The sequence below is a fragment of the Pseudomonadota bacterium genome (assembly GCA_016719885.1).
Taxonomy (GTDB): domain Bacteria; phylum Pseudomonadota; class Gammaproteobacteria.
The window spans coordinates 196,737-210,809 of sequence record JADJYF010000008.1; the positions used below are offsets into that span (position 1 = coordinate 196,737).

A 14,073-nucleotide genomic window follows, 5' to 3' on the forward strand; every position below is an offset into this window, starting at 1 on the left:
GTCATCCTGTGCGGGTTGGGTGAAGTATAGAGCTGGTCTCACAATGTGAGACCAGCTCCATGCAGCCTGGCCCCGTCGCCAAGCGACGGGGCCAGGGCGTTGGTCAGGCCTCGACCAGCATGCGGCCGCGCATTTCCAGGTGCAACGCATGGCAGAAATGCGTGCAGTAGTACCAGTACACACCGGCTTTCTCGACGGTGAAGGTGACCGACGCGGTCTCCTGGGGATTCACCACGAAATTGATGTTGTGTTTCGGCAATGCGAAGCCATGGGACAGATCCTCGACCTTGTCGAGGTTGGTAAGGATGACGGTCACCTCGTCGCCCACTTTCACCTTGAACTCGCGAGGCGTGAAGGTCGGCGCCTGGGAGGCAATGCGCACCGTCACCTTCTTGCCGTCGCGCGTCACGCCGGTGTCCTTCGCGTCCTTCACCGCCAGCGGGAAGTCGTCGATGTTGTAGACCTGCTTGGGCTGCAGCAGCTCGCGCTTGAAGATGATGAAGTCATGGGGTTCCGGACGCACCGGGTGATCCGACACCAGCACCATCTTGTCGCCGGAGATATCGATCAACTGCTCGTTCTCGGGATGCATGGGGCCGACCGGCAGGTAACGGTCCTTGGAGAACTTGCAGCCCACCGCCAGCCACTTGCCGTCGGCGGCCATGGTCTCGGACTGCGAGGCGTTGATGTGGCCCGGCTGGTACTGCACGTCGACGCGGTCAATCACGTATTGCGACTTGTTGTCGCCGCCATGGAACTTGATCGCCGCATCGACATTCCATTTCACCACCTGGCTGTCGAGGAACAGGGTGGTATAGGCGTTGCCGCGCCCGTCGAAAGCGGTGTGCAAGGGCCCGAGACCCAGTTCCACTTCGGCGACGATGGACTTGTCGAGGCTGTCGAGCTTGCCGTCGAACCAGTCCAGCACCTTGGCCAGTTCGATCACCGTGGCGGTGGGCGAGAGCTTGCCGGCGCAGATGAAGTACTTGCCGTCCGGCGAGGCATTCACGCCGTGGGGATTCTTCGGCACCGACACGCGGCCGACCAGCGCGGTCTTGGGATCGGCATTGGCTGCCAGCGTGCCGTCCACCACCGGTACCTTGGAGTCGCCGATGGTGGTGAACTTGCCGTCCTTGACCGCCTGCTCGATGCGCGCGACATGGAAGAACAGGCAGCCGTCACGCTCGGCGGACATCATGTCCTCGTAGTGCGCGCCGCCTTCGGTGTTGTACTGGTTGGTGGCGGCCAGCTTGCCGTCGTAGGAACTCGCGGTGAGATCGCAGTTGCCGTCGATCAGCACCTGCCAGCGCACGTCCATGGTTTCGGCGTCTACGCAGGTGAACAGCGAACGGTACTTGTCGGTGGCCTCGAGGTCCTGGCCGTCATTGGCCTGGGGAATGGCGAACTCGGCGCCGCAGAACACGCGCGTGGTGTAGTTGATGGCCGGGTCCACCGGGTCGCGCTTGTCGGGAAAGATGCCGTGAAAACCCTGGATATTGGGCAGCTCGGTGATCTTGTCACAGATGAAGTAGTCGAGCCGGATGCGCGCGATACGGCTGTTGATCTTGTCGTTGATCCAGGCGTAGCGGCCGTCGTAATTGCCGTCCTTGTAGGACGCATGCACGTGGTGGGTGTCGCCGACCGTGTAACGCAGGTGACCATCGGGCTTGGTGCCCATGATCTTCTTCGACTCGTTGGTGATGCCCCAGCCGATGAGAGCGTCGGGCGTGAAGCACGGCACGCGCAGGATCTCGCGGCCGGACGGCAGCCCCAGCACGCGCAGGTCGCCGGTGTGGCCACCGCTCCACAGGCCGTAATAGGTGTCGAGTTCGCCGGGCTTGAGATGGGTGGCGGCGGCCGGGTCAGCGGTCGGCGCGGCCGCCGCGGCGGGTGCCGGTGCGGCTGCGCTGGCGGCGGGCGCCGCGGCGGGGGCGGCGGCCTCCTGCTTGGAACAGGCGGCCATGCCCAAGGCCATACCGGTGCCGGCCACACCGGCGGCGGCGGCGGTATTCAGGAAGCGACGACGATTGACGTCCAATTGGTCGCCCGGTTCATGCCCCTTGTTCTTCATCTTTTTTACTCCTCTTGCGTCGCGGAGTGCGCCGCGGTCCGAGACGGCGTCGCACAGAATTGGGACGATGCATGCCGGGGTGTCTGTCGCTCCCCGCGGCTCGTCACTGCGACATTTTGTCGCAGCAGTAATGTCGGCCGCGAGACCTGAAATCGCATTGATCGATATCAAAGCCCTATCCACAAAAATTTTGAGGATTAATTCCAGTTCCTCGAAATTCAAACCACGAAAATCTCATGGGCTGGGTAGCGAATCGGCGCGGGCGTGGGCATGGCGTGGACCGCGCGGGACAATGGCGCGGCCGGCAGGGGCCTGTAACGAGATTGAAGATGTCGAGAGCGATGTTGGTGAGACTGGTGTCGCTGGCGTGGCTGGCGCTTGCGATGGCCCAGGCGGCGACGGCCGATGCGCTGCGTCTGCGCGGCGAGACCATGGGCACCACCTGGCAGGTGAGCGTGGTCACGGCGACGCCGGCGGCGAGCGATCTCAGGCGGCGTATCGACGCACTGCTCGAACGCATCAACGGGCAGATGTCGACCTACCGGCCGCAGTCCGAGCTGTCGCTTTTGAATGCCAACCCGAGTCGCGACTGGCTGCCGGTGTCGGGCGAGCTCTTTACCGTGTTGCAGGCGGCGCGACAGGTCAGCATCGCCACCGATGGCGCCTTCGACATCACGGTCGGGCCGTTGGTGAACCTGTGGGGTTTCGGTGCGCAGGCTCGCGTTGATGCGCCGCCCTCAACGGGCGCCTTGCGCGACACCCAAGCCCGCGTCGGCTACCGGCAGCTTGAACTGGCGGACGCGCCGCCGCGGCTACGCAAGGCGCGCGGCGACGTCTATCTCGACCTGTCGGCCATCGCCAAGGGTTACGCGGTCGACCAGGTCGCTGAACTGCTCGAGCGCGCCGGCATCACGGACTACCTGGTCGACATCGGTGGTGAGGTGCGCGCCCGCGGTCATAACGCCGAGGGCCGGCCGTGGCAGGTGGGCGTGGCGCTACCGCGCGCCGATGTCGACCGTATCGAGCGAGTGCTGCCCCTTACCGATACCGCGCTCGCCACCTCGGGCGATTACCGCAACTTTTTCGAATACCAGGGCCGTCGCTACTCCCACGAAATCGACCCCGCGAGCGGCCAGCCGGTCAGCAACGACGTGGCCTCGGTGAGCGTGCTGCACGCCTCGTGCATGCTGGCCGATGCCTATGCGACGGCTTTCATGGTGCTGGGCGCCGAGCGCGCGCTCGCCGTCGCCGCCCGGCACAAGCTCGAAGTGCTGTTCCTGCTGCGCGATGGCGAGGGATTTCGCGCCCGCGCCAGCGCCGGTTTTCCGGCGCGACGCTGAACTTGGCGCAGGCCCGCACGGCAAGGTCGGGCCTGCGGCAGGTGTTAGCCCTCGGTGCGCCGCCTGCGCGCGTACACCAGACCCAGCAGGGCTGCGCCCGTCAACCCCAGGCTGGTCGGTTCGGGAACCGCCGTACCATTGACTTCGAACGTCACTTCGGAAATGCCCAGGCAATTGCATGAGTCGAGGTTGGAGAACGAATTGATATGGAAGCGGACATAACGCGCGTTCGTATCGTTCAGATCCAATACGGAGACGGGAACGTCCGCATTGGGGTCATCGATAGTCGCCATGGCGAAGGAACCTACCAGCGTATCGACGCTGAAATCCGCGACCATGGACGTAAAGACGTCCATCGAAGTGATACCACGGTAGCTGCCATTGAACAGGCCGATGGCATTGACCAGGTAGGAGCCACCGAGATCGAAATCGATGTCGCCGGGTGCGCTTAAACCGAAGTACTGCCCACCGCAGTTATTGCAGCCCGCGCTCGGGTTGCCCGCGACATAGGCGGAGAAGTCGGTGACCCCGGATACAAACGGTGTCACGTTCGACTGGTTCATCATGTTGTCCTGCGGGAACCCGCCGAAGGGATCCGCACCGAAGGAATTGTTGACGATGGCAGTGGGGCTCAGGATCACGCCAGCGCTGGCGACGCCGGAAAAAGCTACCGCGAACAACGCGCTCAAGAATCGACTTTTCATCTGCTGGGCTCCTTGCACTCAGGTTGGATGGTTGCATGTCTCGCAGCAGGATGCTCTGCGAGCGATGCAACGACCGAGCAAGGAACATGCCCGAAAAAATCTGCCACGCGAATTCAGGCGCTTACCGAGCGTCGGGACGTACCAGCCGTCACCGTGCTCGCCGCCGTGTAAATTTCTCAAGACAATTACACCACCCCGATGGTGTGGGTTTTCTGAGTTTCTTTACAGACCAGGGGCATCATGGCGACCGGTTTGATGGCCTCCCGCCAGCCTCGAAAGGCGGCGACCCGCCTCCAGACCGTCAACCGGAAGCCGCGAAGAAGCGATCGAAGTACAGCTGTTCGGACGGCAAGCCCTTGGCGCTCAGCAGGCGGCTGACCGTTTCGCACATCGGCGGCGCGCCACACAGGTAGGCGTCGAGGTCGCGCGCGTTGTCGACCGCGTGCTGCACGGCGCGCGTGACGGTGCCGCTCGCGCCGCTCCATGCATCGCCGTCCTCGAGACCATCGAGGGTCGGCACGAAATCGAGTTTCACCCCCATCCCTGCGCGCAGTTCGTCGAGGTAGGGCAGGTCCTGTGGACGCCGCGCACCATAGAAAAGCGAAAAACTGCGCGGATCCTGGCGCTCGGCGGCGTCGCGCAGCATGGCCATGATCGGCGCGATACCGGAGCCTATCGCGCACAGCAACACCGGGCGCGTGCCGGCGCGCAGATAGCTCGCGCCGAACGGACCGCGCACCGCGATGGCCTGGCCGGCCTGCATGCGCTCGAGACCGCCGGAGAACGCGCCGCCCTCGATGCGCTTCATGACGAAACTCAGGCGTCGCGCCGACGACGGCGGTGAGGCCATCGAGTAGCTGCGCCACACGGTGCCGTCGGCGCCGTCGAGACCGAGTTCGACGAATTGCCCGGCGTAGAATTCGAGCGGCGCCGGCAAGGCGACGTCGAGCTGCCACAGTTCGGGTGTGAGCTGCGTGACCGCCGCCACTTCGGCGTCGAAACGGCCGGGCGTCAACAACGGTAAGGCCCGCGCATCGGGCAGACGATGATCGCGGATCAAGACGTCGCTCAAGGGACGCGCCCGGCACAACAGCGCCCAACCGGCGTCCTGTTCGTTCTCCGGCAGGGCGTAGGCGGTCACCTCGCCGAGATCGACCTCGCCGTCCTCCACCAGGTATTTGCAGGTCGAACAGCGGCCGTGGCGGCAGCCATAGGAAAGCTCGATACCGTGGCGCAGCGCGCCATCCAAAATCGTCTCGTGCTCGCCGCAGTTGAAGGTCTGGCCGCCGGGCGCGAGCTCGACGACGTATTCCACATCACTCATGAAAGTTGCAACCGACTGGGGCGGGCGTTCAGGGCTCGCGATGGATCTGCGTGACGTCGCTGGTCAGGATGAAGCGGTCCGGCTCGGTCATCACGCGTCCGACATAGGTGGACATGATGACCAGCCACTGCGACATGCTGAGCTCGGTGCCGAGCTCCTCGGCGACGGCCTTCAAATCGACCTCGATGCGGCCGGTCGGCGAGGTGATCTTCCAGAACGTGCCGTGATCGGCCACCTGGAGGGAAGGATCGTCGCGCTCCAGTACGTCGAGCGTGGCCTGCGCCTCGGGCGAGCCCTGCATGAGCACCAGCGACACATCGATGCGACCGCTGACCGCGTTCATGCCTGGCCGTCCAGTCGGCTCGCGAAGCCGAGTTCACGGATGATGGCGGCGCAGGCGGCACGCGCCGCGTCGCGGGAGGCGGCGAAACTCAGCGCGGGCTGCGGCGCGGCCTCGAACACCGGCGCCAACGCCACGACCGCGGCGTCGGCGCGCGCGCTCCAGTCGTCGAGCCAGCCCTGCACCACGCCGCGATTATGCGCGGCATGGGCGCTGCCCTCGGCCGTGATCATGCGCACGAAGGCCTGGCTCGCCGCCAGGTTGCGGCGTCGATCGCGCTCGGCCGTCATGACGATATGCGGGGCGACGGCGTCGTCGTTGTGCATGGCGCCACGGCGGACGAGATCGCTGACCGCCACCTGTTGCAGCAGCGGGCCGACCACCAGGTTCAAACCCACCAGCAGCTCCGCCCAGTCAGTGGTGGCCATGATCTCCTCGGCCAGCTTGCGCGCCGGCTGGTAGGCCGGCGCGTTCATCCACTGCTGTTTACCGAGCGCGTCATCGACCGCCGCGTTGACGTTCTCGAGCTCGACCAGGTACACGACCACGTCCTGCGCGTGGCGCAGGTGATCGAAACTCTGGAAGCACAACAAATTGCCGAGCGTGTCGGACAAGGCCTCGCGCTGCGCCGGCGCCAGCGAACGGAAAATGGCGTATTCGAAGAACGACCACGCGCGGTAATGACCGCACAGCATGTTCTTCACCCAGCCGGCCGACAGCATCGCGAGCGTGCCGTCCAGCGCCGCGTCCTCGGTCATGCGCGCGATGGAGGTTTCCTGCTGTTCCTGGTGACGCACATAGGTGCGCTGCCATTGCTGGGCCGGATCGCGGAACGCGTACCAGTTGTCGTGCCGGAGCTGCGTCGATGCCTGGTCCCACAGGGTGCGGCCGTCGGGCCGCAGCACGTACCACTCGGTGTCGTCGAGATTGGCGCCGACCTTGTCGAAGCCCCACGCGTCGGGCTGCTGATGCACCGTCAGCGCTTCGTACTCGGTCAAGCGCCGCGCGGCGGGCTTGATGAAGGTGAATTCGCGCGCCAGCTTGCCGGCGGCGCTGGCGGTGGTGTTGGCGTTGCTCGTGCTCATTGCAGCACCACCACCGGCCCTTGCGAGGGCATGTCCTTCACCGGATCGCTGATGCAGAACTGCTGGCGGCGGATGTCGTCCAGCGTCCAGCGCCTGTCGGCATGCAGATGGGGCTGCGCCAGCAGGGTCTTGCCGTCGTTGCGGACGAGACCGCATTTCTCGATGAATTCGGCCAGCGAATAGCCATCGAAATGTTCGTCCCAGGTACGGCTTTGCGCATAGCGATGGGGCTCGAAAGCGAACGTGCGCTCACAGCCGTCGGAGCAGAACGCGTGCTTGCGTCCGCCGAAATCCTTGATGCGCGCGGTGCTGATGTCGGGGCGCGGAAACACGCACGGCATGTGACACACGCGGCACAGCGGCGGCATGCTCGCGAACAGCGACAAGGGGATCTGGCCGTTGGCCGGATCGCTCATCTCGGCATAGGCCTCCCAGAACTTGCCGTAGCGGTCGTACCAGCCGGGATACTTCAATTCGAACCAGTCGAAGTCGCGCGCGTTCAGGGGATCGATGCGGATGAACTGCATCGGCCAGGTGGCGGCCAGCATCATCATGGCGGTGTGGCCCACCCACTTCACGCGCTCCTTGGCTTCCGCCCAGCCGCGCGGCAGCGCAACGCCGAAAGGTTCCAGGCGCTCGATATAACCGCCGCCCCAGTCGTTGCCCACCCACTCGGTCCAGGCTTCGAGGTAGGAGCCGCCGCGGTTTTCCTGGAAGTAGTCGTAGACCGCCGACACGAAGGTGTCGAGGAAGGTATGTTGCCGCCAGAACGCCGCGTCGAAATCACGCTGCAGCCGCGGCAGGTTGTCCGGCACCGAGGCAATCGCCGCCAGTGTCGAATAGCCATTGGCCATGTGCCGCGCCTCGTCCGACTGCACCGACAGGAAGGTGGTGGGCGTGGCCTGGTCGCCGTTGGCGGCCGCCACTTCCGTCAGGGTCACGAACAAGGGATTGGTATAGGCGGTTTCGGCCACCACCTGCAGGTTCAGGGCGCCTTCTATCGGGTTGCCAGCGAAGAAACCGTCGAAGGCCGCGCGGCTCGCGCGCATCAGGAAATTGGTGTTGCGCAGCTTGAAACCGCGCTCGAAGCCTTCGGCGTCAACCGCGTGCTTGGCGAGATAGCGCACCAGGTGCGCTTCCTGGTTCACATGCCGCACTTCGTCGATCATCTGCGCGAGATAGCCCTGGCGGAGTTCCGCGTTGTCGACCGCGTCGACCAATTGGCCGGTGCACTTCATGGCCGCGTATTCCGCGTAGCAGGTCAGCGGCAGGGCAATCTTCAACACTTCGGTCCAGCGCTCGGAGGCCTTGGCCGGCATCTTGGCGCGCGCCATCACGTCGCTCATGGCGCCGTACTGGCGGTCGTCCTTGTCACGCTCCATGGAGCAGTAATCGCGCACCAGGTGTCGGAAAGGATCGCTGGTCTTTGTAGGAATCTTGTACGGCATGTCGTAGCGCGATGCCGGTGCTTGGTAGGAAGCCTGCCAGTCGAAGTCCTTGACGCGGTCGTGGGCCTTGACGAAATCAGCGCTCTTCATGTCTTCCTCCCCAGGAAATGATTACCGCGAAATGTGTAGGGCAAAGGTAACCGACCGGCGCTCCGCCGCCCAGCGTTTTTCCGTGCTGCATTGCGGCCCCCTTTATTCCCGCTTGGCCTCCATGGCGCGGATCAGCGCGCGCGCTTCGTCACCCTCGGGAATCGGACGCCCCGAGTCGCGCCATTCGACCGCCGCCTTGAAACCTTCGCTCTGCGCATAGCGGCGGAACCACAGGCCTTCCGGGTTGTGGCGGGTGATACCGTCGAACACCGTGGCCAGGCTCTGGCTCTGCTCGAGGCCCATGGTGAGCAGCATCTGGTTGACCACCAGCTTGTGCATGGCGAGATGGCCGGCCGGCACGCCCGCGATACGCATCGCGAGCCGCAGCGTGGCGCTTTCGAGCTCGGCGGCCGGCACCGCGAGATTGGCCAGTCCCCAGGCCTCGGCGCGGCGTCCGTCGATGGTGTCGCCGGTGAACATCATCTGCTTGGCGCGCGCGGCGCCGACGCGATAGGCCCACATGGCGGTGGTCGGGCAACCCCACACCCGCGTCGGCATGTAGCCGATGCGCGCGTCCTCGGCCATCACCAACAGGTCGCAGCACAGGGCGATGTCGCTGCCGCCCGCCACCGCGTGGCCATGCACCTTGGCGATGGTCGGCTTGGGACTCTTCCACAGCGTCATGAAGTCGTCGGTGTTGCGCTTCATGTAGCCGTAGTCCTGCATCGGGTCCCAGGGATGGGCTTCCTGCTTGCACGGATGCTCGCCCGCGCTCTCACCGAACAGTTCGAGGTCATAGCCACCGCAGAAACCCTTGCCCGCGCCTTCCACCACGATCACGTGCACCGCCTCGACGCCGTTGGCCCATTCGACCGCCTGGCGAATTTCGCGCGGGGTGTGGTCGTTGATGGCGTTGTAGCGCTCGGGACGGTTCAGGAGCAGGCGCGCGATGCGCGGCTGTTGCGGGTCCTGGGCGATACGCAGGGTACTGAGTTCGAGCATGGGAGGCCTCCTGGATAGGTGAAGGATTGTAGGTGCGAATTCATTCGCACATTCAAGCCAAGGCCGTGCCGCGGTGATCGGCATGAATGTCAGGCTGAAGCCTGACATTTGATGGGTCGAACGAGTTCGCGAGTACAGGGCCCAGCCTTTATCATGCCGCCACCGCCGCCGCGACCCGCGCGGCCCCGGCGTGACACGAATCCAGCGGAGCAAACCATGAAACTCGAAGGTATACGCGTGCTCGACCTGTCGCTCTTCCTGCCCGGCCCGGTGCTGACGCAGATGATGGCCGACCACGGCGCGGAAGTGATCAAGCTCGAACCCATCGGCGGCGGCGAACCGAACCGCGAGATCGGCCCCAAGCGCGACGGCATGACGGTCTATTTCGCCAACACCCACCGCAACAAGAAAAGCATCCAGCTGAATCTCAAGACCGAGCAAGGGCGCGCCATCGCGCTGGACCTCGCCGCCCGTTGCGACGTCATGATCGAAGCATTCAGGCCCGGCGTCGCCGCGCGTCTCGGCGTCGGCTACGAGGCGGTGCGCGCACGTAATCCCGGCATCGTCTATTGCTCGATGTCGGCCTGGGGCCAGGACGGCCCGTACGTGCACCGGCCCGCGCACGACTTGACCTGCGAAGCCATCGCCGGCGTGCTCAGCATCAACCTCGGCCCCGATCGCCGCCCCGCCATTCCGGGCGTGGCCGGCGCCGACATGTTGTCGTCGATGATGAGTTTGTCGGCGATCCTGATGGCGCTGTTGCGTCGCAAGGACACCGGTCAAGGCGACTACATCGACGTTGCCATGGCCGACAGTCTCATCGCCGCGCTCGCCAACAACTTCGGCACCACCTTCGCCAACAAACAACCGCCGGACCTCGGCAGCGAACGCGCGCTCGGCGGCTACGCGATGTACGGCATCTACGAAACCAGCGACGGGCGTCACGTGGTGCTGGGCGGCTCGGAATACCATTTCGCCGAGGCGGTGCTGAACAAGCTCGGTCGCCCCGATCTGCTCGATGCCTGCAAGACCCCGCCCGGCCCCGGCCAGAACCCCGCCAAGGAGTTCCTGCGCGAGACCTTCCGCAGCCACACCATGGCGCACTGGGAAAAGGAATTCGCCAACGTCGACGCCGCGTTTGCCGGCGTGAAGAACCTGCGCGAGGCCTGCGACGACGTACAGATCCGCCATCGCCAGATGATCGTCGAGGACGAGCGCGGCTGGGAACACGTCGGCCTGCCGATGAAGTTCAAGCACGAACCGGGGCAATTGAAATTCCAATTCGCCAAGCTCGGTGAACACACCGAACAAGTGCTGGAAAGTCTCGGGCATGACGGCGCGGCGCGGGCGGCATTGAAGGCGGCGGGGGTCTAGGCCTGAGGAATTCGTCAGGCGTAGTGTTTGCGAATTCAGTCTGACCCACAATGAATAGCGCGGCAAGGCGCTGGTATTGGCGATCGAATGTGCGAATGAATTCGCACCCAGCGACTACGATCGGGAACACCCATGAGCCGCATGCGCTTCGGTGCCTTCATCCCACCCCACCACCCGCCGACCCATTACAACCCGACCTACGCCTTGCAGCGCGATGTCGAAATCGTGCAGCTGTTGGACAGCATCGGCCCTCAGCCGACTACAGCATCCCAAGTGGCGGCGGGGCGGTGAACTCACCGGGCCACGTCAAGCGCCACCCGCCGCGCGCGGGCGACCCGCGACCGCTCGCGGGTCGGTCTGATCTCGCCGATACGCGCGAGCAGGCGCTGGCCGACGTGCGGCACGGCATCCGCGAGTTCTGCGACTACCTGCAACACACCGCCGCCGCGCCGCAGATGCAGGTCACCGGTAGCACCATCGATGAATACATAGCGTGGGCGCTGGGCACCGGCTCAACGGTGATCGGCACCTGGCAGGATGCCATCGCGCACATCGAGAACCTGCTGGCGCAGTCCAACGGCGGCTTCGGCTGTTATCTCCTGTTCGATCACAACTGGGCGCCGTTCGCCGCCAAGAAACGTCACTACGAGATCTTCGGCGATTTCGTCATCCCGCACTTCAAGGGCACCCATCGCCGCATGCAAGACAGTGAGGCGGCGCTGCGCGCGGTGCGCGATCCGCTGGCGGCCGAGCAGTTGCAGGCGATTGCCGCGTTCCGCGCGCGGCACGAGGCCCAAAACGCGAAGAAGACCGGGAAAGACGGCTAGGTCATCGCCCCGCAAGCGTCGCGACGGCGGCGGCGCATGAAGGCGGCGGCCGCCAGCGCGCTGCCGAGCAGCGGCAAGGCACCCGGCACCGGCACGCTGGTCAAGGTTGAAATCTGCGGCGCGGTATCGATGTGCACGCGGTCGACCTGCATGCTGCCGACGCCGGTCTGGGTGGGGCCGCTGCCATCACCGATCACCAGCAGTTGCTGGGTGCCGCTCAGGAACGCCTGGCCGCTGTAGGCCAACACCCCATCGATGGCGTAGCTGACCATGCCGTTCTTGAGCAGGACTTCCATGCGATGAAAACCATCGCTGAGATCCATGGGCAGGAACCCGTTCGCCGCCACGTTACCGGGTTCGGCATGGAGATAGGAAACGCCAAAGCTGGTCGGCAGGTTGTAGGCACCGGCGGGATTGAAAGTCAGGGAGCCGGCGTAGCCGCTGCCATCGTGAACATACAGCGACCAGTCTTCGCTGTTGGCGCCGAGCTTCATGCTGATATCGATGTAGGTGCCCACCGACGAAGAACCGAACACCCAGCCTGGGTTGTGACCGATGGCCGTGCCGTTGCCGAACCACAGTCCGCGCGACGGGGAGGTTGCCATGTTGAGCACTCCACCACTGACCGCGAACGAAGTCTCGGTGAAGCGCACGCGCGTCCACGGCGAGATATTGGTGGTGCCGAAACTCGCCGTCATGTTGACCGACATTTCGTCTTCGATGATGAGCGCGTGGCTGGATGGGCTGTGCGCGAAAGAAATGACAGCAGCGAGCAGGAAAGCGGCCGGGCGGAACACGTTTTCAACCTCCGAGGTTCAGGAATGCGTGATTGATGACGGCGGCGTGCGCGTCGATCGTGAAGGCGATTATAAATAGATGGCTGCGGTGGCAGGCCGACGTGACGATTGTTAACAGCGTCGCGGCAGCCAACCGCCCGAGCACGAATGTCGATCAGTGTGCGGCGCCCGGATGATCCAGATCCGGTCGCCCATGCGGATCGACATGCGTCATCACGTTCAACACCCGGTGACGACGCATCACGCGATCGCGCGCTTCCACGGCGATGTCATGCCCCGCTTCGACGGTGATGCCGCTGTCGATTTCGATGTGCGCGTCGACCACTACCATGTCGCCCATCTTGCGTGTGCGCAGATCGTGCACGCCGTTGACGCCCGGCGTTTCGAGCAGGGTTTGGCGTATGGCCTCGACTTCTCGTTCATCGACCGCGCGGTCCATGAGATCGTGCAGCGCGTCCCAGCCGAAGCCCCAGCCCATCTTGGCGATCAGGAAGCCGACGATCAGCGCCGCGATGGGGTCGAGTATCGTGTAGCCGGCGAGGTTGCCGGCAATGCCGAAGCCGACCACCAGCGACGAGGCCGCATCGGAACGCGCATGCCAGGCATTGGCCACCAGCATGCTCGACTTGACGCGCTTGGCCACCGCCAGCATGTAGCGGAACAAGCCTTCCTTGGCCACCAGCGCGGCCGCCGCCACCCACAGCGCGACGGCGTGCACCGATGGCACCGACTCCGGCGCCTGCAGCTTGTGCACCGCTGACAGCAGCATGCCGATGCCGACCACCAGCAGCAGCACACCCAGCACCAGCGAGGCGGCGTTCTCGAAACGCTGGTGGCCGTAGGGATGATCGAGGTCGGCGCCCTTGCGGCTGTGATGACTCGCGACCAGCACCACGAAGTCCGCCACCAGGTCCGACAGCGAATGGATGCCGTCGGCAATCAGGCCCTGGGACTTGGCGAGCACGCCCACCACCACCTGCACCGTGGCCAGCACCACGTTGACCGCCACGCTGACCCAGGTGCTGCGCAGCGCCGCGGCGCCGCGTTCATCGGCGCTGATCTGCGTGTCTTCCGGATCGTGGGCGAGGTCGGTGTATTTCATGGCGGGCGCGGCAGCTCGGTGCCGAGTTTAATGCATCAGGTGCGCAGCGGCGCGCGGGTCTCGAGTTCGAGCATGACCAGTGGGATCTCGCGCGTGGTACGGGCCTGGTACTCGACTTGCACCGCTTGCTCGGCCGTCACGCGCCGCCACCAGCGCGCGCGTTCCTCGCCAGCCAACGGGCGCGCCACGGCGCGAGTGCGGAACGCACCGATTTCGACTTCGCAGTCCGGCGCCGCGAGCAGGTTCAAATACCAGACCGGATGCTGCGGCAGCCCGCCCTTGGACGCGACGATCACTATCTCGTCGCCGTGCCGGTAGTACTGCAGGATGGAATTCAACTTGCGCCCGGATTTGCGGCCGAGGTGGTGCAGCAGCAGGCACCGTACCGGACCGCCGGGCACGCCGATGACAATCGGGTCCCAAAGATGGGCCGCCTCCGGGTCACGCGCATAGAGGGCGTGATGGGCGGCGATTTCACGCCGCACGGCGTCCGGCAGCCGGGCCGCGCCGCTCTCGATTCGATGTTGGTCTGCGCTCACGGCGGGTCCTCGAATGACGGCTGGATGGTG

15 protein-coding genes are annotated in these 14,073 nt (G+C 64.9%); 5 read left to right on the forward strand and 10 right to left on the reverse strand.

Features of this window, described 5'->3' with window-relative positions; translation table 11 throughout:
* Window positions 1–103: 103 nt before the first annotated feature.
* Entirely contained in the window at window positions 104–2,071 is a 1,968-nt protein-coding gene (locus IPM80_10115; GenBank protein MBK8958773.1) for a nitrous-oxide reductase, read from the reverse strand.
* Window positions 2,072–2,454: 383 nt separating this feature from the next.
* On the opposite strand from IPM80_10115, the gene IPM80_10120 reads away from it, so the two are divergent.
* Window positions 2,455–3,411: an FAD:protein FMN transferase gene (locus tag IPM80_10120; GenBank protein ID MBK8958774.1), complete on the forward strand. Its 957-nt coding sequence runs from the start codon at window positions 2,455–2,457 to the stop codon at window positions 3,409–3,411.
* Window positions 3,412–3,455: 44 nt separating this feature from the next.
* Here the strand turns inward: IPM80_10120 and IPM80_10125 are convergent, their stop codons facing one another.
* The 6 genes from IPM80_10125 to IPM80_10150 form a co-directional block, all read right to left on the reverse strand.
* Window positions 3,456–3,767, reverse strand: coding sequence for a PEP-CTERM sorting domain-containing protein (locus IPM80_10125; protein MBK8958775.1), 312 nt, complete (start codon window positions 3,765–3,767; stop codon window positions 3,456–3,458).
* A 649-nt stretch (window positions 3,768–4,416) separates the two neighbouring features.
* A complete protein-coding gene (locus IPM80_10130) occupies window positions 4,417–5,439 on the reverse strand; it encodes a 2Fe-2S iron-sulfur cluster binding domain-containing protein (GenBank protein ID MBK8958776.1) in 1,023 nt (340 codons plus the stop codon).
* Between the two features lie 28 nt (window positions 5,440–5,467).
* Entirely contained in the window at window positions 5,468–5,782 is a 315-nt protein-coding gene (locus tag IPM80_10135; GenBank protein ID MBK8958777.1) for an MmoB/DmpM family protein, read from the reverse strand.
* A complete protein-coding gene (locus IPM80_10140) occupies window positions 5,779–6,864 on the reverse strand; it encodes a monooxygenase (protein MBK8958778.1) in 1,086 nt (361 codons plus the stop codon). Before IPM80_10140 ends, IPM80_10135 begins: the two co-directional genes overlap by 4 nt.
* Entirely contained in the window at window positions 6,861–8,402 is a 1,542-nt protein-coding gene (locus IPM80_10145) for a monooxygenase (protein MBK8958779.1), read from the reverse strand. The genes IPM80_10140 and IPM80_10145 overlap by 4 nt, the downstream gene beginning before the upstream one ends.
* Window positions 8,403–8,504: 102 nt before the next feature.
* Window positions 8,505–9,404 carry a crotonase/enoyl-CoA hydratase family protein gene (locus tag IPM80_10150; protein MBK8958780.1) on the reverse strand — a complete coding sequence of 300 codons (900 nt, stop codon included), beginning with the start codon at window positions 9,402–9,404 and terminating at the stop codon, window positions 8,505–8,507.
* A gap of 216 nt (window positions 9,405–9,620) precedes the next feature.
* Between IPM80_10150 and IPM80_10155 the strand changes: the two genes are divergently transcribed.
* The 3 genes from IPM80_10155 (at window position 9,621) to IPM80_10165 (ending at window position 11,605) form a co-directional block, all read left to right on the forward strand.
* On the forward strand, window positions 9,621–10,778 hold the full coding sequence (locus IPM80_10155; GenBank protein MBK8958781.1) for a CoA transferase: 1,158 nt from the start codon (window positions 9,621–9,623) through the stop codon (window positions 10,776–10,778).
* A 132-nt stretch (window positions 10,779–10,910) separates the two neighbouring features.
* Window positions 10,911–11,069, forward strand: a complete 159-nt coding sequence (locus IPM80_10160; GenBank protein MBK8958782.1) for a hypothetical protein — start codon at window positions 10,911–10,913, stop codon at window positions 11,067–11,069.
* The gene (locus tag IPM80_10165; GenBank protein ID MBK8958783.1) at window positions 11,066–11,605 is read left to right on the forward strand and encodes a hypothetical protein; all 540 of its coding nucleotides are present in this window, start codon (window positions 11,066–11,068) and stop codon (window positions 11,603–11,605) included. Before IPM80_10160 ends, IPM80_10165 begins: the two co-directional genes overlap by 4 nt.
* On the opposite strand, the gene IPM80_10170 is transcribed toward IPM80_10165, so the two are convergent.
* A complete protein-coding gene (locus IPM80_10170; protein ID MBK8958784.1) occupies window positions 11,602–12,210 on the reverse strand; it encodes a PEP-CTERM sorting domain-containing protein in 609 nt (202 codons plus the stop codon). The genes IPM80_10165 and IPM80_10170 overlap by 4 nt on opposite strands.
* Here IPM80_10170 and IPM80_10175 point away from each other — a divergent pair.
* Window positions 12,209–12,481, forward strand: coding sequence for a hypothetical protein (locus IPM80_10175; GenBank protein ID MBK8958785.1), 273 nt, complete (start codon window positions 12,209–12,211; stop codon window positions 12,479–12,481). The genes IPM80_10170 and IPM80_10175 overlap by 2 nt on opposite strands.
* Window positions 12,482–12,556: 75 nt before the next feature.
* Here IPM80_10175 and IPM80_10180 read toward each other — a convergent pair whose 3' ends face one another.
* Together IPM80_10180 and IPM80_10185 are read right to left on the reverse strand one after the other, a co-directional pair.
* Window positions 12,557–13,504, reverse strand: coding sequence for a cation transporter (locus tag IPM80_10180; GenBank protein MBK8958786.1), 948 nt, complete (start codon window positions 13,502–13,504; stop codon window positions 12,557–12,559).
* A gap of 35 nt (window positions 13,505–13,539) precedes the next feature.
* On the reverse strand, window positions 13,540–14,043 hold the full coding sequence (locus IPM80_10185) for a nitroreductase family deazaflavin-dependent oxidoreductase (GenBank protein ID MBK8958787.1): 504 nt from the start codon (window positions 14,041–14,043) through the stop codon (window positions 13,540–13,542).
* Window positions 14,044–14,073: the final 30 nt, after the last annotated feature.